Genomic DNA, 19,975 nt, shown 5'->3' on the forward strand with positions numbered 1-19,975 from the left:
CGCGGGAAGTCGCCAGGTCCGCGGTCAGCAGCGGGCGATGACGATGTCGGCGACGACCTTCCAGCCGAGGCTGCGGTAGAGCCGCAGGCCGTCGATCGACGCGATCAGGATTCCGCGTTTGGCGCCGTGCGCAGCGGCCGTCTCCACCAGGGACGCCATCACCGCGCTGCCCAGACCGCGCCGCCGGTGTGCCGGGTCGGTCTCGATCCGGTCCGCGACGGCGTCCTCGCCGACCACCGCCATCCGGCCGCTCGACACCACGCCGCCGTGCAGCGTGGCCCGGGTGACGATCAGGTCCGACTCCAGCTCGGTGTGCAACGCGTACCGGTCGTTGAGCTGCAGGGCCGGCTGCTCGGACAGCTGGATCGTCATCAGCCAGTCCTGCTCGCGCTGGACCTCCAGGCCGAGGTCCTCGAGCTGCTCGGTCCGGGCCTCCCGGTCGTCGGTGGCCAGCGTGATCCAGCCGGCGCCCCGGCCACCCCCGGCCGCCTGGGCCAGCTCGGCGGCGCGTTCGACGCGTTCGGGTTTGTCGTCCGCGTCCAGCACGACGTACTCCATGGCGCGGTTGTCCTCGCCCGCGCGCACGGTCAGGATGCCGTCGTTGTCGTCCTCCACCGTCGTCCAGCCCCGGGAAACCGACCATCCCGCCTGCCACCGGCGGACGAGCTCCTCACGATCTCTCACCCGTCGATTCAAGCAGCCGAAAGCCCGCACGGCGAGAGGAAGTGGTGTCGCCTGGTGAACATTGCTGGTTCATTCTGTGGAACGCGGCCCGCTTTCGCCGCGGGAGTCGGTGCTCAGCAGGTCGAAGCAGAGCAGGTCGTCGAAGCTGCCGTCGCGCCGCGGACTGGCCGCCCGCGCCGTCCCGGTCAGGGTGAAACCGTTGGCTTCGGCCACGTACGCGGACGCCTTGTTGCCGATGGCGGCGTACAGGACCAGCCGGCGGCGCCCCAGACCGCCCTGCTCGATCGGGGTGAACGCGTGCCGGGCCGCGAGCCGCACCGCCTCCGTCATCACACCGCGACCGCGTGCCTGCGGGTGCAACCAGTAGCCGACCTCGCCCATGGTCGCGTCGATCCGGTTCCGCAGGTCGAAGACGCTGACGTTGCCGAGCAGCAGGTCGGAGCCGGGCTCGGTGATCGCCCAGGAGACGCCCTCACCCGAGGCCGAGTTCTCCAGCCGGCCTTCGATGAACGCTTCGGCCTCCTGGCGCCCGTACGGCGACGGCATCCCCGCCAGCCAGTGCTGCGTGCGCTCGTCGGTGCAGGCCTCGACCACCCGGTCGGCGTCGTCGGGGCGAAGCGCGCGCAGCCTGAGGTTGTCGCCCTCCACCACCGGCACGTCCCACCAGTGCCCCTGCGGCTCGAGCTCCTCGTCGCGGCCGATCGACGCGACCCACTCGTCCCGGCGGACCCCGCGCTGCAGGCCACCGCCGGCGACCGTCACCAGGTGCCGGAACCCGGCCTTCCAAGCGACCCGGCGGGAGCCCCAGTTGCCGACGTACGCGCGCCACACCACGCGGTTCCAGCCGAGCACGTCGAACGCGTGCCGGACCACCAGCTTCACCGCGCGCGTCATCACCCCGTGCCCGCGGGCCCACGGCGCCACCGCGAAGCCGATCTCGCCCTGGCCGCCCTGGGTGTCGCGCAGGTCGATGGTGCCGGCGTAGCGGCCGTCGTACTCGATCGCCCAGGCGAAGCTGCCGTCGTTGCGCCAGCCGGCCGGGATCACCTCGGTCAGGTAGCTGACCGCGTGCTCGCGCAGGTACGGCACCGGAATCGTCGTCCACTGCTGCATCTGCGGGTCCTGGCACGCCTCGTACGCCGGTTCGACGTCGGCCGTCGTGTGCGCGCGCAGGGTGATCGATCCGTCGGTCAGCACCGGGACGTCCTCGGGGAATCGCATGCCGCCAGCGTGACGGTCCCGGCCGCCCGGCGGCAACGTCATTTCGTGGCCGCGGGCCAGCGCTGCTCCGGATTCCGACTGCTTTCCCCCGCCGCACGCTCTAGGCTGTCGGTGTGAACGCTGCCGGAACCGCCGAACCCCGTGGCCGGGGTGGTCAGCTGGCTGCCCAGCGGCAGGCCACGATCGTTGCCGAGGTCAACAGCCGCGGCGCGGTCACGGTCGCCGAGCTGGTCGACCGGTTCGGCGTCTCGGACATGACGATCCGCCGCGACCTGGACGCGCTGGACTCCAGCGGCCTGCTGCACAAGGTGCACGGCGGCGCCACCTCGGTCGGCCTGCGCAGCGCGCACGAGCCGGGCTTCGACGCCAAGCTGACCCAGGAGTCCGCCGCCAAGCAGGCGATCGCCGCCGAGGCCGCCCGCCGGGTCCAGCCGGACAGCGCGATCGGCATCGGCGCCGGCACCACGACGTACGCGCTGGCCCGGCAGTTGCTCCGGGTGGAGAACCTGACCGTGGTGACGAACTCGGCCCGGATCGCCGACGTGTTCCACAGCAACGGCCGCTCGGACCGGACCGTCGTACTGATCGGCGGCATCCGGACGCCGTCCGACGCACTGGTCGGCCCGATCGCCACCGCCGCCTTGCAGTCGCTGCACCTGGACATGCTGTTCCTCGGCGCGCACGGCGTCGACGCCGAGCACGGCCTCAGCACGCCGAACCTGATGGAGGCCGAGACCAACCGCTCGTTCATCGCGGCCAGCCGCGAGGTGGTGCTGGTCGCCGACCACACCAAGTGGGGCACGGTCGGCCTGAGCACGTTCGCGACCTGGAACGACCTCGACGTCGTCGTCACCGACGCCGGTCTCGCCCCGGCGGCGCGCAAGGCGATGCGCGACACCGGCTGCGAGCTAGTGCTCGCCACCACCTGACCCCCGCTCCGCGACCCCCGACCCTGCGGCCGGACCCAGCACTCTGATGGGTTAACCCAGCAGATGCAGGGTTGACCCCTCAGAATTTGCTGGGCCAACCCTGCGCTTGAGGGGTTAACCCAGCAGATGCAGGGTTGGCCAGTCAGAATTTGCTGGGCCAACCCTGCACCTGGTGGGTTGACCCAGCAGAGTGTGCGGTTCGGTGCGTGGGGAGGGTCAGGCGAGGCGGGAGGCACCGGCGGAGGGGGTGGCGGCCAAGGAGGTCGGCGTGCGGAAGCCGTGCTCGGCGAAGGCCTTCTCGATCGCGGCGAAGGTCCGGTCGGCTGCCGCGGTCTCGACCAGCGCGATGATGCAGCCGCCGAAGCCGCCGCCGGTCATCCGGGCGCCGAGGGCCCCGGCCGCCAGCGCGGTGTCGACCGCCACGTCGAGCTCCGGCACGGTGATCTCGAAGTCGTCGCGCAGGGACGCGTGCGAGGCGGTGAAAAGCGGACCGACGTCGCGCAGCCGGCCGGCCCGCATCAGCTCGACGGCCTGCTCGACCCGGCGGATCTCGGTCACCACGTGCCGGACCCGGCGCCGGTCGACGTCGTCGGACAGCCTGGCCAGCGCGGCGTCCAGGTCCTCCGGCGCGATCGACCGCAACGCCGGTACGCCGAGCACGGCCGCGGCCTGCTCGCAGCTCTTCCGGCGGGCGGCGTACTCGCCGTCGACGTGCCGGTGCGGCGCCTTCACGTCGATCACCAGCAGCGTCAGGCCCTCGGCCTCGGGGTCGAACGGGATCTGGTCGGTCGACATCGCCCGGATGTCGAAGTACAGCGCGTGACCGGCGGTGCAGCACATCGAGGCCATCTGGTCCATCAGACCGACCGGCGCCCCGACGTAGGAGTTCTCGGCGCGCTGGGCGAGCCGGGCGACCTCGGCCGGGTCGACCTCGACCTCCTGCAGCCCGAGCAGGGCGACGGCGGTCGCGCACAGCAGCGCGGCCGACGACGAGAGCCCGGCGCCCGACGGCAGGTCGGAGTCGACCAGCAGGTTGGCGCCGCCGATCGGGTACCCGGCCTCGCGCAGCACCCACGCCGCCCCCGCCGGGTACGCCGCCCAGTCGCCGACCGAGCCCGGTTCCAGCGCGTCGAGCGAGAACTCGATCACCCCGTCCTGGCCGCTGGAGGCGACGGCGACGACCCCGTCCGCACGGGCCGCGGCGCTGACCACGATCTGGTTCGGCAGCGCGATCGGCAGCACCAGGCCGTCGTTGTAGTCGGTGTGCTCGCCGATCAGGTTGACCCGGCCGGGAGCCCGCCAGACGCCGTCCGGCGCAGTTCCGAAAACTGTTTCGAAAGTGGTCACGAGCCGGCCTTTCGCAGGGTTTCGGCGACGTCCTCGGGGCGGGTGTCGGAGATGAACGCGCCCATCCCGGACTCCGAGCCCGCCAGGTACTTGATCTTGTCCGCGGCCCGCCGGATCGACAACAGCTCCAGGTGCAGGTACCCCAGCTCGCGGTCTACCCGGACCGGGGCCGCGTGCCAGGCGGCGATGTAGGGCAGCGGTTCGCCGTACAGGCCGTCGAAGCGGCGCAGCACGTTCAGGTACAGCTCGGCGAAGTCGTCGCGCTCGGCGTCGGTCAACTCGGCGATGTCGGCGACCTGCCGGTGCGGGTAGAGGTGCACCTCGACCGGCCAGCGGGCCGCCTCCGGCACGAACGCCGTCCAGGTCGGGTTCTCGGCGACCACCCGGGTGCCTTGCGTGCGCTCGGCCGCGAGCACGTCGGCGAACAGGTTGCCGCCGGTGGCGTCCCGGTGCTCCCGGGCACGGGCCAGCAGGGTCCGGATCCGCGGCGGCAGGAACGGGTAGGCGTAGATCTGGCCGTGCGGGTGGCTGAGTGTGACGCCGATCTCCCGGCCGCGGTTCTCGAACGGGAAGATGTACTCCACGTCCGGCCGGGCGCTCAGCTCGGCGACCCGGTCCGCCCAGGTCTCGACCACCAGTCGGGCCTGGCCCTGGGACAGGTCGGTGAAGGACTTGCTGTGGTCGCTGGTGAAGCAGACCACCTCGGCCCGGCCGGGCCCGGCGAACGACGGGAACCGGTTCGCGAAGACGGCGACGTTGTAGTCGTGGTCCGGGATCTCGGTCGGGTTGCCGGGCTTGGTCGGGCATAGCGGGCACTGGTCGGCCGGCGGCAGGTAGGTCCGGGTGTTGCGGTGGGTGGCGTAGGTGATGACGTCACCGGTCAGCGGGTCGGTGCGCAGCTGGACCTGCGGCTTCGGCGCGTCCAGGCCGCGGGTGTCCGCCGGCGGGACCCGGACCGGGGCGTCGGCCGGGTCGTAGTAGATCAGGTCCCGGCCGTCGGACAGCTTGGTGTCCGTCCGGCGCGCACCACGCGGTGTCTGCATTGACCAATCATAAACCAACAGAATCGAACATGCGGGAGGTGACCTCCCGCCGCTACCCTGGACCGATGGACGTCGCCCTACTCCCGCGTCCTCTCCCGCTGTCCAGGAGAGGACGCTAGGAACTCCCAGCTCATGAACGAGACCCTGCTCAACATCGTCCTGATCTTCGTCTTCGTGCTGATCGGCGGAGTGTTCGCCGCGGCCGAGATGGCTCTGGTCTCCCTGCGGGAGAGCCAGCTGAAGTCGATCGCCACCCGGGGGCGCCGGGGTGAGACCGTCGCCCGAGTCGCCGCGAACCCGAACCGGTTCCTGTCCGCGGTGCAGATCGGCGTCACCCTGATGGGCTTCCTGTCCGCCGCCTTCGGCGGCGCGACGCTGGCCGACGGGCTGTCGCCGCACCTGCAGGACCTCGGCCTGCCCCCGTCGCTGGCCGACACCCTCGCTCTGGTGCTGATCACCGTGGCCATCTCCTACGTGTCGATCGTGATCGGTGAGCTCGCGGCCAAGCGGCTCGCCCTGCAGCGCGCCGAGGTGTTCGCGCTCGGGCTGGCGCCGCTGGTGGACCGGATCGCCTCGGCGGTCCGGCCGGTGATCTGGTTGCTGTCGCGGTCCACCGACCTGGTGGTGCGTGCCCTCGGCGGCGACCCGAACGCGAACCGGGAGGTGATGACCGACGAGGAGCTGCGCGACCTGGTCTCCGCGCACGAGTCGCTGGGCGAGGAGGAGCGCCGGATCGTCGACGACGTGTTCGAGGCCGGCAGCCGCCAGTTGCGCGAGCTGATGCTGCCGCGCACCGAGGTGGACTTCGTCGACGCCGAGATGCCGGCGTACAAGGCGGTGAAGTTCGCCGCCGAGCGGCCGCACTCGCGGTACCCGGTGATGAACGGCTCGGCCGACGACATCGTCGGTTTCGTGCACGTGCGCGACCTGTTCGACCCGGCGGTCGCGTCCCGGTCGGTCCGGGTCGGTGACCTGGCCCGGGACGTGCTGATGCTGCCGGACACCGCGAAACTGCTGCCGACGCTGACCGAGATGCGCCGGCGCAGCACCCACCTGGCGATCGTGCTGGACGAGTACGGCGGCACCGCCGGCATCGTCACGCTGGAGGACCTGGTCGAGGAGCTGATCGGCGACATCAAGGACGAGTACGACGAGGACGCCGGCGAGACGACGCGGTTGCGCAGCGGCGACGTCGAGGTGGACGGCCTGCTCAACCTGGACGACTTCGCCGACGAGACCGGCGTCGAGCTGCCCGACGGGCCGTACGAGACCGTCGCCGGCTTCCTCGCCGCCCAGCTCGGCCGGGTCCCGGCCGTCGGCGACGAGGGCTCCGTCGACGGCTACAACATCACCGTCACCGAGATGGACGGCCGCCGGGTCGCCCGGGTCCGGGTCCACCGGGTCACCGCCGAAGAGCCGTCAACCAGCTGAGACGGTCGCCGTGCTGCCGGCGGTGCTGCGGCCGAGGACCTTGCTGCGGCTGAGCACCACCAGGCCGCCGACGGTGAAGCCGACGCCTTGAGCAACGAGTACGGGGATGATGCCGACGACGTCGCCGAGCAGGCCGGAGGCGGTGATGCCGACCAGGACGGCGGCGCCTTCGGTGGCGAAGAGCGCACCGAGGACCCGCCCCCGGGAGGCGTCGTCGGTGAGCCGCTGCACCACTGTCATCGACCCGGCGACGACGAAGGCGCCGGGCAGACCGACGATGACCATCAGCGCGAACGCGGGCGCCAGCCCGTCCCAGAACAGGGGATAGCAGAACAGGGCCAGATCGACGAGTCCGAACAGCACCGCCCCGACGCCCCACAGCTTCGCCGCCGCGAACCGGCCCCCGACCGCCGCCGCGACCAGTCCGCCCATGATCCCGCCGACCGCCTGCGCCGACACGATCAACCCGTACGCCGTACCGTCGCCGCCCAGTTCGACGCTGACGAACGGCGCGAACAAGGTGCTCATCGCTCCTTCGCCGACCCCGGTGACCAGCCCGAAGGCGAAGACGATGCGCAACGCCCGGCTCCGGACGCAGATCCGGATCCCGTCCACCCAGTCGTCCTTCACCCTGCGCAGGGCCCCGCTCGTGCGCTGGCGGACCACGGCGACTGCCCGGTGCCGCACCCGCAGGAGCAGCAGCACCGCGAGGGCGTACGTCGCGGCGTCGACCAGCGCCAGCAACGGAAGGCCGCCGGTAGCGGCGAGCACTCCGCCGAGCGCCGCGCCGGCCAGCCGCGCGATGTCGTTGGTCTGGCTGCTCAACGCGTTGGCGGTGACCAGCTGCCCCGGCTCCACCAGGTGGGGGACCAGCGACTGCTCGGCCGGTGCAAAAAATTGCTGTAGGCAACTTTGTGTGACCACGACCAGGTAGATCAGCCAGAGCCCGCCCTCGTCCCGGACCGCCAGCAGCGGCAGCAGGACGAGCACGTGCAGCAGGTTGACCACGATCATCGTCCGGCGCCGGTCCCACCGGTCCACGAACACGCCCGCCAGCGACCCGAGCACCACCAGCGGCACGAACGACGCCAGCAGCAGACCACCCGACGCCAGTGTCGACCCCGTCAGCGTGTAGACGTGGAAGGCGAGCCCGGTCCGCAGGACCCAGTCGCCGGTCAGCGAGATGAGGTCCGCGCTCAGCAGGAGCCGGTAGTCGCGACGCCGGGCCAGGACCGCCCACAGGTCTTTCATGCGTCGTACTCGGGCAGCACGGCGACGATCCGGGTGATGTCGACCAGCCGGCTGCCCGGCGGCCGGCTGGCCTTGTCGTCGATCGGCCGCTCGTCCACGTAGCGCTGCAGCAGGCCGCTGATCTGTTCCTCCAGCTCGGCCAGCTCCTCGCCGGTGAGGTAGACGGCGGTGTGGCCGATACCCGAGTTCTCGACCAGGATGTCGGGCTCCTGCAGACGCCGCTGCTGCCACTCGGCCAGGTTGTTCAGCGCACGCTCGGCGATCAGCTGCTCGAGCACGTCGGCGGCCGCCGCCCCTTCCGAGGTGAGTCGTGCGCTACGCCAGGACTGCGAGGTGGAGACCAGTCGCCAGGGACGCTCGCGATTGTCCTTGCCGGGCGCCGGCTCGACGAAGTCGTACTTCGCCAGCTGCCGGAGGTGGTGGGACGCGAGCGCCTGGCTGATGCCCAGCCGGCGGGCGGCGTCGGCCGCGGTGAGCGGCCCTTCGCGCCCGAGCAGGGCCTGCAGGTCGAGGCGAACCGGGTGTGCCATCGCCCGGATCGCCAACGGGTCGTCGAGCAGCCGCTTACGCCGGGACTCCGATTCCAAGGACATGCTTGGAATATCCCGCTGGCCGAACCAGATGTCAAGCTGTTGCTTGGAATGACCGCAGCTCGACGTGGGGAGGTTTCGGCGACTCCACCACTCAGCAACCTCCCGCGGGCCGGTCGACGCAGGCGTAAGCGTCGTACCGCCGGCGTTTTGGCCGTGGTTGCCGAGTGGTGGAGGCGCGCGTCAGTTCTTGCCGGACTTGGCGACCTTGTCGGCGCCCTTGCCCTTGTCCGCGTTCTTGCCCGCGTTCTTGCTCTTGCCCTTGCCGGGTCTGTCCTCGGCCGGGGCGGCCGCCGAGTCGGTCTCCTTCGGGACCCGGGTGGAAGCGACCGGCTGGTCGTCATCGTCGTCGGACACGGTCGTCGTCGACGTCGACGGCCGGGTCGGGACGGGCGTCGGCTTCGCGGAGGGCTTCGCCGCCGGCGGCCGGGCCGGGGTGCTCGGGTCGGTGGTCGCCGGAGTGAGGTTCGAGGTCTCCGGCAGCTCCCGCCCGCGGGTTTCCAGCACGACGCCGGTCGTGGTCGCGGCGACCACCGCGAGCGCGGCCGCGACGCCGATCAGCTTGCGCCGGCGGTGCGGATGCAGCGGTGCGGGCGGGATCAGCTCGCCCGTGACCACCGGCTGCGCCGTCGTACCGGTGGCGATCTGCTGGGCGGTCGGGCGGTCGGCCGGGTTCTTCGCGAGCATGCTGAACAGCAGCTCCTCGAACGGCCCGCTGAGTTCCGGACGCAGGTGGCTCGGGGCCGTCGGTTCCGTCGACACGTGCTGGTACATCACGCTGGCCGGCTGGTCGCCCTGGAACGGCGGATGCCCGGTCACCAGTTGGTACAGCACGCATCCGAGGGCGTAAATGTCGGACGGTTTGCCCGCCGGCTGCCCGGTCGCGCGCTCCGGTGCCAGGTAGAAGCTGGTGCCCAGCACCTGCCCGGTGGCGGTCAGCGTGGTGGTGGTGTCGGTGAGGAAGCGGGCGATGCCGAAGTCGGTGATCTTCACCGTGCCGTCCGGGGTGAGCAGGAGGTTCCCGGGCTTGACGTCGCGGTGCACGATGTCCTGGCGGTGCGCCGCGGCGAGGCCGGCCGCGGCCTGGCGGATCACGTCCAGGGCGCGATCCGCGCGGAACGGCCCGCGTTCCCGCAGTTCCTCGGCGACCGTCCGGCCTTCGACCAGCTCCATCACCAGGAAGTAGCCGCCGTCGTGCGGGCCGAAGTCGTACGCCGTGACGACGTGCGGGTCGGACAGCGTCGCCGCGGCCCGCGCCTCCCGCTGGAACCGCGCGGTGGCGTCCGGGTCGCGCCGGGTCGGCAGCAGCAGCTTCAGCGCGACGTCCCGGCCCAGCACCTCGTCGGACGCCCGGAAGACCTCGCCCATCCCGCCCTGACCGAGTCGCTCGCCCAGCCGGTACCGCTCAGCGACCAGCATGTTCCCCCACCTTTCGCCTCATCGCGAGCCCGTACCCATCGCCGCCGACCGCCATGCGGTGACCGTTCGTGCAGGCCCGCGAACGCACAGGATCGGCGGCGGCAGGTTCACCGCGCCTGGTCGGCCCGGTCCCGCAACCAGTCGAGGGCCGGTTCCGCGTGGCGCAGGATCGAGATGTGGCTGTCGTCCGGGTGCTCGGCGAGCTCCGCGGCGGCGAGGTTCGCGGCCAGCCAGCGCGAGTGGGCGGCGGGCACGATCCGGTCCAGTCCGCCGTGCAGGAGCAGGACCGGTGCGGTGACGGCGTCCAGTTCGGCACCCCACGGCAGCAGGTACGACACGTCGTCGTCGATCTGCCCGTACGGGCCCGCGTCGAGCGCCGGGCCGGCCACCTTGCCCAGCCAGGACCACGGACCGGAGAACAACGCCTCGTCCACCGGCGCGAACTCCGGGTCGTACTGCTCGCCCGACGCGTCCAGCGCCGCCCGCGCCTCCCGTCCCTCGCGGGCCGCGGTCAGCGCGGTCACGCCCGACGGGATCATCCCGCCGAACCAGTCCAGCCCCGGTACGCCGTACGGCGCGAGCCCGGCGAGGCTGACGACGGCCTGGACCCGGTCGTGCAGGACGGCGGCACAGCCGAGCGCGTACGAGCCGCCTCCGGAGTGGCCCATCACCGTGAACGGGCCGATACCCAGCGCGTCGGCGACGTGAGCGACGTCTCGGCCGACCGAGCCCGTGGTGCGGCCCGGGGCGACCGTCGACCCGCCGTACCCGGGCCGGTCGAACGACACCCACCGCAGCCCGAGCTGGTCGCTCGCCTCGAACAGCGGCTCCGGCGGCATGCCGAGGTTCGGGGTGCCGTGGTGCCAGAACACCGCGACCCGAGCGTCGTCGCCGGGATGCGTGTCGTACACGTGCAGGGTGCGGCCGTCCGGCAGCCGCAGGTCAGTCTCGTTCACCAGGTCACTCCTTGGTTGCGGTACTCGTCGGACGGTACGTCGCGGCGCCCCACCGCCGCTCGACATTTCACCCCGACATCCCGCCGCGCCACTTCAGGGGACAACCCAGCACCTGCTGGGTTCAGGACCCCGAATTCCGCCGGACGACCCACAAGGTGGCGGGTTCTCCCGGGAAATGTCGAGTGGAGTCGCGGGCCTCCGACCTCTGCTGCGAGAGGATCCGTTCGACGAAGGGAAACGATCGTGAAGTACGTGCTACTGATCCACAGCAATCCGCAGACCTGGGGACACCCCTCGTTCCTGCGCACCAAGGAGGCGCAGGCGCTGCCGCGGTCCGCGCGGGACGCGCTGACCGAGCAGCTGGAGAAACTGCTGGCCGAGCTGACCGAGACCGGCGAGCTGGTCGCCGCCGAACCGCTGGCAGCGCCGGCCCGGACCAAGGTGGTCCGGATCCGTCAGGGCGTGCGGGCGACGACCGACGGCCCGTACTCGGAGGCGAAGGAGCAGCTGGCCGGCGTCTTCATCGTCGACGTGGCCACGCCGGAGCGGGCCGAGGAGATCGCCGCCCGCATCCCGGAAGCCCACTTCGCCGCTATCGAGCTGCGTCCGATCGAGGCATGACGACACCGGGGTCCTGGTGCGCGCACCAGGACCCCGGTTCGGGTGTTGCCGCTGATCAGTGCAGGAGGCTGTTCACCCGCGAGATCTGGTCGGCGAGCAGCGCCCGCAGCAGGCTGTTCTCCGGCGAAGGCATCCGGACCGCGTGCCGGCTGTCGGCGTACCGGTCGACCGGGCCGTGGACCGGGTACACCTGCTTCTCGCCGAGCAGCGGGACCGACGGGCAGATGCTGTTGTCCGTCTTCGAGCCGTGCAGCAGGTAGGTGTTGACGACACCGTCGACACAGGGGTTGCCCTGGCTCGAGTACTGCCCGTGGAAGGGGCTGTCGTCCACCCGCAGCACGTCCACGCCGGGCGCCTTGCGGACCGCCGCCATCGCCTGCTCGTACGACGTCTGCGGGTCGAACTCGCCCTGGACGACGAGCACGTTGTCCCGGACCGACTTCGGCAGGTCGGGCAAGGTCTGCCGCGGCGTGTCGCTCCACGGCCCGCAGACCTCGCCCAGGCCGTACTGCCAACCGAAGAGCGGGTACTTCGGGCCCTGCCAGTCGCTGAGCCGCTTGTACCACTGGGTCGACTTGGTCGGCTGGTCACCACAGGCCACCGCGAACCGGGTGATCGGGAGCTGCTCGTAGTCCGGGGTCTCCTGACCGAGGTTGCCCTTGACCAGCACGGCGGTGGTCAGCTTCGTGGCCGGCACGCCGAACCGCTGCCGGGAGACCGTGTCCAGCTGCGCGCGCACGGCGGCCGGCAGCTTCGCGAGCTTCTGCGCGCCGGCCTCGTCGCCGTTGATGATGACCGTCAGGCTCAGCATCACCAGCAGCCAGCTCAACTGACTGCCGTTGCCGGCGAACAGGCTGTCGTACGAGTCCGGGTCCAGGCCGAGTGCCGTGGCCTTGCCCCGGCCCTGCTCGATGACCTTCTGCGCCTCGGCGACGGTGTCCCCGAAGACGTCGGGCTGCATCCGGTTCAGCCAGGGCAGGAACAGCTTCTCGGTCTGCCGCTGACCCATCCGCGGGAAGTCCTCGAAGTCGGCCTGCAGCCGCCCCTGCCAGTCCACGCTGGAGTCGAGCACGAACCGGCCGGTGGACGCCGGGAAGAGCGACGCGTACTTCGCGCCCAGCCAGCTGCCGTAGGAGTAGCCCACGTAGTTCAGCTTCGGCGCCTTGCTCAGCTGGCGGAGCAGCTCCATGTCGTGCGCGGTCTGCCAGGTCGTGATGTACGGCGCGTCGGCCTGACTCTGGCACGCCTCGGCGACGACCCGCGGAATCTGCTGGTGGTCGCTGATGCTCTTGCGCGACCGGTCCCGCGCGTCCAGCGGCCCTTCCGGCAGCCGGCCGACCGGCACCTGGCAGGTGATGCCCAGACCGGCCTGCCCGGGAGCGCCCGTCTGGCCCGTTCCCCGCGGGTCCATGCCGAGTACGTCGTACTGCGCGTTGACGCTGGGCTGCAACTTCGCGATCGAGGGAGCCATCGAGGTGCCCTGGCCGCCGGGGCCGCCCGGGTTGGTCAGCAGCACCCCCTGGTAGAGCCCCTTGTCCCCGGTGGCGGCGACCTTGCTCACGTAGACCTTCAGGTCCTTGCCGGCGTCCGGCGCGGCCCAGTCCCGGGGGACGGTCATCAGCGCGCACTGGGTCGGCACCTCGGGCTTGAAGGTGCAGTCGGTCCAGCTGAGCTGCTGACCGGTGTACCTGGCCAGGGGGTCGGGTTCGGCGGCGGTGGCCGAACCGAGCGGATTCAGTGCCGCCAGCAACGAGACCGCGCTCGCCACGGCGATGCCTGCACGTAGTGCTGTCATGACTTCCTTCCTCACAGGGTGGACGCGGCCAGACCGGCCGGCCGCGGGTCCGGGCCGTACTTGTTGTCGCCCCGGGTGCCGGCCTGCGCGTTCAGGACCAGCAGCACCAGCCAGCCGATGACGGGCACCAGGTAGAGCAGGAGCCAGGCGCCGCTGCGATCGGTGTCGTGCAACCGGCGCACGGTGACCGCCAGCGTCGGCAGCAGGACGAGCACGGTGTAGACACCCTCGATCGGGCCGATCGGCAGCGGTCCGACGCCGGCCGGCCAGTCGGCGCCGGTCAGCCGGTCGGCCACCGCGAGCAGCACCGACACGATCAGGTTGGCCAGGGTGAAGAACCAGAACTCCTCCCGGCCGGCCCGGCCGCGGAACACGGCGTACTTGGTGAGAACGGTCAGATACCAGCGCATAGCTGAACTCCGGTGACAGGTTGAGTGACTCGACGGGGCGGTTTCACGGACCTCCGGTGCGCGTCGAACGCACCGGCACACCGAACCTAGGGCGAGCGGACCGGGCCCGGGCAGCACCGAACGGCTGAAAGAGCCCGCGGCGTCTCGTCCTTTTGGCCGATGCCGGGTTCGGCCGGGGAGTCGAGGCGGAATCGCCTACCGGCCAGGCATGCTGGGACCGTGACGCCGGCCACCAGCTCTCGCGGTCCGCGGCCGCGGCGGATGCCGCTGGTCGGGGAGATCGTCGCGCTCGGCCTGCTCACGGTCGCCGACACGGTGATCACGCTGCGGACGCCGGCACCCGACCACGGTCTGATCACCACCGCCTTCTCGGGCATCACGCCGGCCCTCGGGACGGCGGCCGGCGTGCTCGCGGTGCTGCGTCGCCGCTTCGGCCGGGTCGCCCTGCTCACCGTGGTGATCGCCGGAGCGTCCTTGCTGGTCAGCGGATTGACCGCGCTCGCCGCAGCGTTCGGTACGCCGGTCCAGGCGCAACCGGCGCTCACCGAAGCTCTCGCGCTGGCTCTGCTCTGTGGTGCCGCGTGCCACCGGCTGCCGGCCCGCACGATCGTTCCGCTGGTCGTCCTGGCGGGCCTCGCGATGACCGCGGCGCCCCTGCTGCGCTTCGGCATCGGGTCGCCCTGGGCCCTGCTCGCGGTGCCGCAGGCTCTGTTGTGGGGCGCCGGGGTGGGCACGGGCCTGGTCCTGCGCGACTCGGCCGGCCGGTACGCCGCCAACCTGGCGGCGGCCCGAGAGGCGGAGCGGGTCGCGCTCGCCCGCGAGCTGCACGACTTCGTGGCGCACCACATCACCGGCATCGTCGTGCTCGCCCAAGGCGCCCGGGTGGTCGCGGGGCGGCGACGCGGCGGCGGCGAGGGAGACGGCCCGGGGTCCGCGGAAACGGTCTACCAGCAGATCGAGCAGGCTGGTGGCGAGGCGCTGACCGCCATGCGGCGGGTGGTCGGCATGCTGCGCACCGACCGGTCCAGCGAGCCGGCGACGGCCGGCGACGGGCGCTTGACGGCGGAGCTGAAGGATGCCTGCGGCAACGATCCGCGGGTCCGCCTGACAATCACCGACGAGCTGGCCGGCGAACGCGTGCCCGGTCCGGTGGTCACCGCGGCGCACCGGATCGTGCTGGAAGCGGTCACCAATGCCCGCCGGTACGCCGTACCGGGGACGCCGATCGAGGTCGGGGCCCGGCTGGAACGGCGGGGACTCACCTCGGCGCTGCTGCTCGAGGTCGTCAACGAGGTCGAGCCGCCGGCGGTCCGGGGTGAGGGGTACGGACTGCTGGGCATGGCCGAGCGGGCCCGGGCGCTGGGCGGTACCTTGGTCAGCGGCCCGGACGCCGGCCCGGCCGGACCGTGGCGGGTGACCGCCCGGCTGCCGGTCGACGCGGGCCCCGGGCAACCGATCGGCCCGGACCGGACCGCGGCCCGGCCGTAGACCGGAGCGACCAGCCGGTCGAGGTGACCAGTGGACCGAAGCGACGAGCCGACCGAGGGAGAACCCGACGATGGTGACCCGGGTGCTGCTGGCCGACGACCAGGCGATGGTCCGGACCGGCTTCCGGCTGATCCTGGACTCCGAGCCGGGGCTGCAGGTCGTCGGCGAGGCGGCCGACGGCGAGCAGGCGGTCCGGCTGGCTCGCGAGCTGCGGCCCGACGTCATCCTGATGGACATCCGGATGCCGCTCATCGACGGGCTGCAGGCGACCCGGCTGCTGGCCGGGCCGGGCGTCGCGGACCCGTGCCGGGTGGTCGTGGTGACCACCTACGACATCGACGAGAACGTGTACGCCGCGCTCCGGGCCGGGGCCTGCGGGTTCCTGGTCAAGGACGCGGGACCGAACCTGCTGGTCGAGGCGGTGCGGGCCGCGGCCGACGGCGAGTCGATGGTGTCGCCGTCGGTCACCGCCCGGCTGCTCGAGCACTTCACCCAGGCGGCGGCGCCGCGGACCGCCCGCCCGCACCCGCTGACCGAGCGCGAGGCCGACGTGGTGCGCGCCGTGGCCCGGGGCAGGACCAACGGGGAGATCACCGAGGAACTGGTGGTGTCACTCTCAACCGTCAAGTCGCATCTGGCCAGCGCCCAGCGCAAGCTCGGGCTGCGCAACCGGACGGAGCTCGCGGTCTGGGCCTGGGAGAACCGGCTCGTCGGCTGACGGCTTGCGCACCACCACCGTGCCGGCGACCAGGTCACCGACCCGCTGGTGGTACGGGGTGAACACCATCACGGCCAGCGCGGCGGCACCCCAGAACAGGCCGTCGACGACCCAGAGCAGATGCCGGACGACGTAGCGGCCGATCGTCGGCCGGGTGCCCTGCAGCGTCACGACGCGCAGGCCGGTGACCTCCATCCCGACGGTGGCCCCGGTCCGGGTCGGCAGGACCACCTCGTTCAGGGCCGACGCCACGATCGCGGCGGCGATGTAGGCGCCGATCGCGAAGTGCAGGATCGGCCGGCCCTCCAGACCGAGCCAGACCGCCAGCACGGTGGCGACGGCCGCCAGGGTCAGCGCCACGACCATCACCATCAGCAGGTCGATCGTCCACTGGACACAGCGCCGGAGCACCACCTGGGTCGACGCGCGGCTGAGCGTGGTCACGGTGCCATCATCACATCCACCGCTGACCACCCGGTCGTCGCGTCTGCGCCCGCAGACACCGAGGTCGGGTCAGGCAGGCGGGGTGACCAGCCGGGTGTGGTTCTCGCCGCTGGCCAGTCCCGGGTCGAGGGCACCGAGAGCCAGCCAGGTGGCGCCGCCGACGCCGTCGCGGGCGGTCAGCACCTCACCGTCGAAATGGTCGCGGATGCTCTGCCGGATCAGCCGGCCGACCGGGGACGACTCGCCCGCGACACTGCCGGCGAGCACCAGCGGACCGTTGTCCGACGTTGTCCGCAGCCGGCCGACGGTCTCAGTGAGCAGTTCGGCTGCGCGTTTCACCAACGCGTACGCGGTCTCGTCGCCGGCGTCGCAGGCGGTGACGACGGTCCGGGCCAGCTCCGCCAGCAGGACCGGCGGACGGGAGTTCACGGTGCGGATCAGGTCGTCACGCAGCCGGTCGTACCCCTCACGCTCCGCTACAGCGGTCTCGTCGCGGTTCGGCAGCACAGCCCGGACCACCGCTTCGCCCAACGGCCCGATCGGCTCGCCGAGATCGAGAGCGCGCAGCACACTGCGCATCGCCTCGCGGCCGAGCCAGAAGCCGGAGCCGTCGTCGCCGAGCAGCCAGCCGTGGCCGTCGGCGGTGCGCACCAGCCGGTGGTCGCGGACCAGACCCGCGTTGCTGCCGGTGCCCGCGATCAGCACGGCGCCGTCGGCCGCCGGGGTGCCGGAGGCGAACGCCACTTCGAGATCACCGATGTACTGCGGCTCGCAGACCAGGCCGGCGCCGCTCCAGGCGGCGTCGAACTGGGCCCGCACCTCGGGCCGCGACAGCGCGGATCCACCGGCCACGCCGATCACCGCCGTCTTCACCATCGCCGGGTCGACCGGGTGGGCCGGATCGAGGCCGGCCAGCGCCTGCTGGATCGCCTGACCGAAGTTCGCCGCGGCGCTGGCCGGATGACTGGTCGGGTTGCCGCCCGCGGCGGCCCCGCGGCCGACTACGTTGCCTTCCAGGTCCGCGATCGCGATCCGGGTCGAGGTACCGCCGAGGTCGCCGCCCAGGACCAGTGCGCCGGCCGGTATCAGGACCACTGTGCCCCGTGGTTCCGGGAGCGGGCGTTCGACGGGCATAGGCGGTGCTCCAAACTGCTCAAACGGGGCTAGTTATGAACAACTGCAAGCAAGGTCACGCAACGGTCCCGATCTGGGGAGAAGAGTGAGATGAGCCTTGACTTTAGCTGTCAGGTGAGAAAAGTTCTGTCCAGCAAACCGCAAACTTGCGCACTTGTCGGCACCAGGAGTGTCGCGGCGAACACATTAGTCGAGGGGTGGGGCCTCTGATGGCCAGTACGGCAGACGGCAGCACCGGCGCGCACGCGGGCACCGCGGCCGGCGCCGGCGGCGTCAGTGCGCAGTCGTATGTTCACGCGCTGACGCCGATCATGGCGGCGGTGACCGAGCAGATCGACGGCCCGATCCAGCAGGCGGCCGACCTGTTCGTCACCGCGCTGCGCGCGAACGGCGTCATCCAGGCCTTCGGCTCCGGCCACTCCGAGGCGCTGGCGATGGAGATCGCCGGCCGGGCCGGCGGACTGATCGCCACCAACCGGATCGCCCTGCGCGACCTGGTGCTGCTCGGCGGCGAGTCGCCCGAGCTGCTGCGTGGCGGCGAGCTGGAGCGCGACCCGTCGTACTCGCGCAAGCTCTACGAGCTGTCCGCCGCGCGACCGGGCGACGTGTTCGTGATCGCCTCCAACTCCGGCGTCAACGGCTCGATCGTCGAGCTGGCCGGTGTGGTGAAGGAGCAGGGGCACCCGCTGATCGCGATCACCTCCCTGCAGCACACCGCCGGAGTGGACTCGCGCCACCCGTCGGGCAAGAAACTGATCGATTTCGCCGACGTCGTGCTCGACAACCACGCACCGTACGGCGATTCCGTGCTGGACCTGCCGGGATTCGGCAAGGTCTGCGCCGTGTCGTCCATCACCGCGGCGCTGATTGCGCAGATGCTGGTGGCCGAGGTCCTGCGCCGGTTCAGCGAAGCCGGCGAGACCCCACCGGTCTACCTGTCCGCGAACATCCCGGGCGGCGACGACCACAACCACGCCCTTGAAGCACGGTACGCCGGCCGGATCCGTCGTACTGCCTGAAACACTCTCGGAAGGCGGGACCATGACCACTCCCAACAACCTGTCGCGGCGGCTGTTCCTGCAGCGCGCGGCCGTCGGAACCCTGATGGCCACCGGGGGCAGCACGCTGCTCGCGGGCTGCGCCAGTGGGGGCAGCGAGGACGACGCCGGCAGCGGCGGCGGCGGCGCGGAGAAGACGAACGACAACCCGTTCGGCGTGAAGGACTCCGACCCGCTGGACGTCGTCATCTTCAAGGGCGGCTACGGCGACGACTACGCCAAGGCGCACCAGGCGCTGTACAAGAAGAAGTACGGCGCCGCGGAGATCAAGCACGCCGGCATCACCGACATCACGCCGCAGCTGCAGCCGCGTTTCAACGGCGGCAACCCGCCGGACGTGATCGACAACTCCGGCGCCTCGCTGCTGCCGATGTCGACGCTGGCCAGCACCGGTCAGCTGGCCGACCTGACCGAGCTGTTCGACGCGCCGTCGATCGACGACCCGAACAAGAAGGTCCGCGACACCGTCGAGCCGATCACGCTCGAGGCCGCGATGCTCGAGGGCAAGCCGCTGGTCCTGGACTACGTGCTGACCGTCTACGCGCTCTGGTACAACAAGAAGCTGTTCGCGGAGAAGGGCTGGCAGCCGGCCAAGACCTGGACCGAGTTCCTCGCGCTGTGCGAGGAGATCAAGAAGGCCGGCATCGCGCCGCTGGCCCACCAGGGCAAGCACCCGTACTACATCGGCCAGATCCTGCTCGACATGGCCGTCAAGCACGGTGGCCCGGAGGTCATCAAGGCGATCGACTCGCTCGAGCCGAACGCCTGGAAGCACCCGTCGATCAAGCTCGCCGCCGAGGCGCTGCTCGAGCTCAAGGGCAAGGGCTACATCATGCAGGGCACCGAGGGCCTGGACCACATCCAGTCCCAGACGGCCTGGAACCAGGGCAAGGCGGCGTTCATCCCCAGCGGTTCGTGGCTGGAGAACGAGCAGAAGCCGGTGGCGCCGAAGGACTTCGAGACCACCGCGGCCTACACCCCGCTGCTCGACGGCGCGAAGCTGCCGGTCGACTGCACCCAGATCAGCGCCGGTGAGAACTTCATCGTGCCGGCCAAGGCCAAGAACAAGGCCGGCGGCCTGGAGTACCTGCGGATCATGCTCTCGAAGGAGGCCGCGGGCAAGTTCACCGAGCTGACCGGGTCGCCGACCGTGGTCAAGGGCGCGGGCGAGGGCCTCAAGCTGAGCCCGGGCGCGGCGTCGTCCAGCGCACTGCTGGCCAGCGGCGGCACGAACAACTGGGTGACGTACTTCGCCACCTGGTACTCGACCATGGACAAGCCGATCCGTAGCGTCTACGGCGAGCTCGCCGCCGCGCGCATCACGGCCGACGAGTTCTGCAACCGGGCGCAGAAGATCGCCGACGACACGGCCAAGGACCCGAAGACCAAGAAGCAGACCCGCAGCTGACTGAGCTGATCCTCCGCCCCCCTGCTCT

General features: G+C 71.4%; 19 protein-coding genes. 7 read left to right on the top strand and 12 right to left on the bottom strand.

The window, feature by feature from the left end:
- Nucleotides 1-24 precede the first annotated feature (24 nt).
- Entirely contained in the window at nucleotides 25-684 is a 660-nt protein-coding gene (locus KFLA_RS06405; protein WP_041289180.1) for a GNAT family N-acetyltransferase, read from the bottom strand.
- Nucleotides 685-753: 69 nt separating this feature from the next.
- Nucleotides 754-1,905, bottom strand: a complete 1,152-nt coding sequence (locus KFLA_RS06410; RefSeq protein ID WP_012918958.1) for a GNAT family N-acetyltransferase — start codon at nucleotides 1,903-1,905, stop codon at nucleotides 754-756.
- A 113-nt stretch (nucleotides 1,906-2,018) separates the two neighbouring features.
- On the opposite strand from KFLA_RS06410, the gene KFLA_RS06415 reads away from it, so the two are divergent.
- Nucleotides 2,019-2,834 (top strand): DeoR/GlpR family DNA-binding transcription regulator, encoded by an 816-nt coding sequence (locus tag KFLA_RS06415; RefSeq protein WP_012918959.1) that lies wholly within the window; start codon nucleotides 2,019-2,021, stop codon nucleotides 2,832-2,834.
- A 216-nt stretch (nucleotides 2,835-3,050) separates the two neighbouring features.
- Here the strand turns inward: KFLA_RS06415 and galK are convergent, their stop codons facing one another.
- Both galK and galT read right to left on the bottom strand, forming a co-directional pair.
- Entirely contained in the window at nucleotides 3,051-4,181 is a 1,131-nt protein-coding gene (gene galK, locus KFLA_RS06420) for a galactokinase (RefSeq protein WP_012918960.1), read from the bottom strand.
- Nucleotides 4,178-5,224 carry a galactose-1-phosphate uridylyltransferase gene (galT, locus tag KFLA_RS06425; protein ID WP_012918961.1) on the bottom strand — a complete coding sequence of 349 codons (1,047 nt, stop codon included), beginning with the start codon at nucleotides 5,222-5,224 and terminating at the stop codon, nucleotides 4,178-4,180. The genes galK and galT overlap by 4 nt, the downstream gene beginning before the upstream one ends.
- A gap of 132 nt (nucleotides 5,225-5,356) precedes the next feature.
- Between galT and KFLA_RS06430 the strand changes: the two genes are divergently transcribed.
- Complete coding sequence (locus KFLA_RS06430; protein WP_012918962.1) at nucleotides 5,357-6,655, top strand: hemolysin family protein; 1,299 nt, start codon at nucleotides 5,357-5,359, stop codon at nucleotides 6,653-6,655.
- Here KFLA_RS06430 and KFLA_RS06435 read toward each other — a convergent pair.
- From KFLA_RS06435 to KFLA_RS06450, 4 genes are all read right to left on the bottom strand, one after another.
- Entirely contained in the window at nucleotides 6,644-7,906 is a 1,263-nt protein-coding gene (locus tag KFLA_RS06435) for an MFS transporter (protein ID WP_012918963.1), read from the bottom strand. The two genes, KFLA_RS06430 and KFLA_RS06435, sit on opposite strands and share 12 nt — an antisense overlap.
- Nucleotides 7,903-8,499 carry an ArsR/SmtB family transcription factor gene (locus tag KFLA_RS06440; protein WP_012918964.1) on the bottom strand — a complete coding sequence of 199 codons (597 nt, stop codon included), beginning with the start codon at nucleotides 8,497-8,499 and terminating at the stop codon, nucleotides 7,903-7,905. Before KFLA_RS06440 ends, KFLA_RS06435 begins: the two co-directional genes overlap by 4 nt.
- Before the next feature lie 180 nt (nucleotides 8,500-8,679).
- Nucleotides 8,680-9,915, bottom strand: a complete 1,236-nt coding sequence (locus KFLA_RS35385) for a serine/threonine-protein kinase (RefSeq protein WP_012918965.1) — start codon at nucleotides 9,913-9,915, stop codon at nucleotides 8,680-8,682.
- Between the two features lie 107 nt (nucleotides 9,916-10,022).
- A complete protein-coding gene (locus tag KFLA_RS06450; protein ID WP_012918966.1) occupies nucleotides 10,023-10,871 on the bottom strand; it encodes an alpha/beta fold hydrolase in 849 nt (282 codons plus the stop codon).
- Nucleotides 10,872-11,114: 243 nt separating this feature from the next.
- Between KFLA_RS06450 and KFLA_RS06455 the strand changes: the two genes are divergently transcribed.
- Nucleotides 11,115-11,492, top strand: a complete 378-nt coding sequence (locus tag KFLA_RS06455) for a YciI family protein (protein WP_012918967.1) — start codon at nucleotides 11,115-11,117, stop codon at nucleotides 11,490-11,492.
- 55 nt (nucleotides 11,493-11,547) lie between these two features.
- On the opposite strand, the gene KFLA_RS06460 is transcribed toward KFLA_RS06455, so the two are convergent.
- Together KFLA_RS06460 and KFLA_RS06465 are read right to left on the bottom strand one after the other, a co-directional pair.
- On the bottom strand, nucleotides 11,548-13,287 hold the full coding sequence (locus KFLA_RS06460; RefSeq protein WP_012918968.1) for an alpha/beta fold hydrolase: 1,740 nt from the start codon (nucleotides 13,285-13,287) through the stop codon (nucleotides 11,548-11,550).
- An 11-nt stretch (nucleotides 13,288-13,298) separates the two neighbouring features.
- Nucleotides 13,299-13,697, bottom strand: a complete 399-nt coding sequence (locus tag KFLA_RS06465) for a DUF805 domain-containing protein (protein ID WP_012918969.1) — start codon at nucleotides 13,695-13,697, stop codon at nucleotides 13,299-13,301.
- Between the two features lie 219 nt (nucleotides 13,698-13,916).
- On the opposite strand from KFLA_RS06465, the gene KFLA_RS06470 reads away from it, so the two are divergent.
- Together KFLA_RS06470 and KFLA_RS06475 are read left to right on the top strand one after the other, a co-directional pair.
- Nucleotides 13,917-15,185 carry a sensor histidine kinase gene (locus tag KFLA_RS06470; protein WP_158307264.1) on the top strand — a complete coding sequence of 423 codons (1,269 nt, stop codon included), beginning with the start codon at nucleotides 13,917-13,919 and terminating at the stop codon, nucleotides 15,183-15,185.
- Nucleotides 15,186-15,255: 70 nt separating this feature from the next.
- A complete protein-coding gene (locus KFLA_RS06475) occupies nucleotides 15,256-15,903 on the top strand; it encodes a response regulator (RefSeq protein ID WP_012918971.1) in 648 nt (215 codons plus the stop codon).
- Here the strand turns inward: KFLA_RS06475 and KFLA_RS35390 are convergent.
- Both KFLA_RS35390 and KFLA_RS06485 read right to left on the bottom strand, forming a co-directional pair.
- Entirely contained in the window at nucleotides 15,802-16,347 is a 546-nt protein-coding gene (locus tag KFLA_RS35390; RefSeq protein ID WP_049797277.1) for an RDD family protein, read from the bottom strand. The genes KFLA_RS06475 and KFLA_RS35390 overlap by 102 nt on opposite strands.
- A gap of 69 nt (nucleotides 16,348-16,416) precedes the next feature.
- Nucleotides 16,417-17,481: an N-acetylglucosamine kinase gene (locus KFLA_RS06485; RefSeq protein WP_012918972.1), complete on the bottom strand. Its 1,065-nt coding sequence runs from the start codon at nucleotides 17,479-17,481 to the stop codon at nucleotides 16,417-16,419.
- A gap of 209 nt (nucleotides 17,482-17,690) precedes the next feature.
- On the opposite strand from KFLA_RS06485, the gene KFLA_RS06490 reads away from it, so the two are divergent.
- On the top strand, nucleotides 17,691-18,500 hold the full coding sequence (locus tag KFLA_RS06490; RefSeq protein WP_012918973.1) for a sugar isomerase domain-containing protein: 810 nt from the start codon (nucleotides 17,691-17,693) through the stop codon (nucleotides 18,498-18,500).
- A gap of 22 nt (nucleotides 18,501-18,522) precedes the next feature.
- A complete protein-coding gene (gene ngcE / locus KFLA_RS06495) occupies nucleotides 18,523-19,947 on the top strand; it encodes an N-acetylglucosamine/diacetylchitobiose ABC transporter substrate-binding protein (RefSeq protein ID WP_012918974.1) in 1,425 nt (474 codons plus the stop codon).
- Nucleotides 19,948-19,975: the final 28 nt, after the last annotated feature.

The organism is Kribbella flavida DSM 17836 (assembly GCF_000024345.1).
GTDB lineage: Bacteria > Actinomycetota > Actinomycetes > Propionibacteriales > Kribbellaceae > Kribbella > Kribbella flavida.

What these genes read in the sequence shown, in the direction of transcription:
- KFLA_RS06410 (WP_012918958.1), bottom strand. Translation starts at nt 1,905, where the DNA reads ATGCGATTCCCCGAGGACGTCCCGGTGCTGACCGACGGATCGATCACC.
- galT (WP_012918961.1), bottom strand. Translation starts at nt 5,224, where the DNA reads ATGCAGACACCGCGTGGTGCGCGCCGGACGGACACCAAGCTGTCCGAC.
- KFLA_RS06430 (WP_012918962.1), top strand. Translation starts at nt 5,357, where the DNA reads ATGAACGAGACCCTGCTCAACATCGTCCTGATCTTCGTCTTCGTGCTG.
- KFLA_RS06435 (WP_012918963.1), bottom strand. Translation starts at nt 7,906, where the DNA reads ATGAAAGACCTGTGGGCGGTCCTGGCCCGGCGTCGCGACTACCGGCTC.
- KFLA_RS06440 (WP_012918964.1), bottom strand. Translation starts at nt 8,499, where the DNA reads ATGTCCTTGGAATCGGAGTCCCGGCGTAAGCGGCTGCTCGACGACCCG.
- KFLA_RS35385 (WP_012918965.1), bottom strand. Translation starts at nt 9,915, where the DNA reads ATGCTGGTCGCTGAGCGGTACCGGCTGGGCGAGCGACTCGGTCAGGGC.
- KFLA_RS06460 (WP_012918968.1), bottom strand. Translation starts at nt 13,287, where the DNA reads ATGACAGCACTACGTGCAGGCATCGCCGTGGCGAGCGCGGTCTCGTTG.
- KFLA_RS06465 (WP_012918969.1), bottom strand. Translation starts at nt 13,697, where the DNA reads ATGCGCTGGTATCTGACCGTTCTCACCAAGTACGCCGTGTTCCGCGGC.
- KFLA_RS06475 (WP_012918971.1), top strand. Translation starts at nt 15,256, where the DNA reads ATGGTGACCCGGGTGCTGCTGGCCGACGACCAGGCGATGGTCCGGACC.
- KFLA_RS06485 (WP_012918972.1), bottom strand. Translation starts at nt 17,481, where the DNA reads ATGCCCGTCGAACGCCCGCTCCCGGAACCACGGGGCACAGTGGTCCTG.
- KFLA_RS06490 (WP_012918973.1), top strand. Translation starts at nt 17,691, where the DNA reads ATGGCCAGTACGGCAGACGGCAGCACCGGCGCGCACGCGGGCACCGCG.
- ngcE (WP_012918974.1), top strand. Translation starts at nt 18,523, where the DNA reads ATGACCACTCCCAACAACCTGTCGCGGCGGCTGTTCCTGCAGCGCGCG.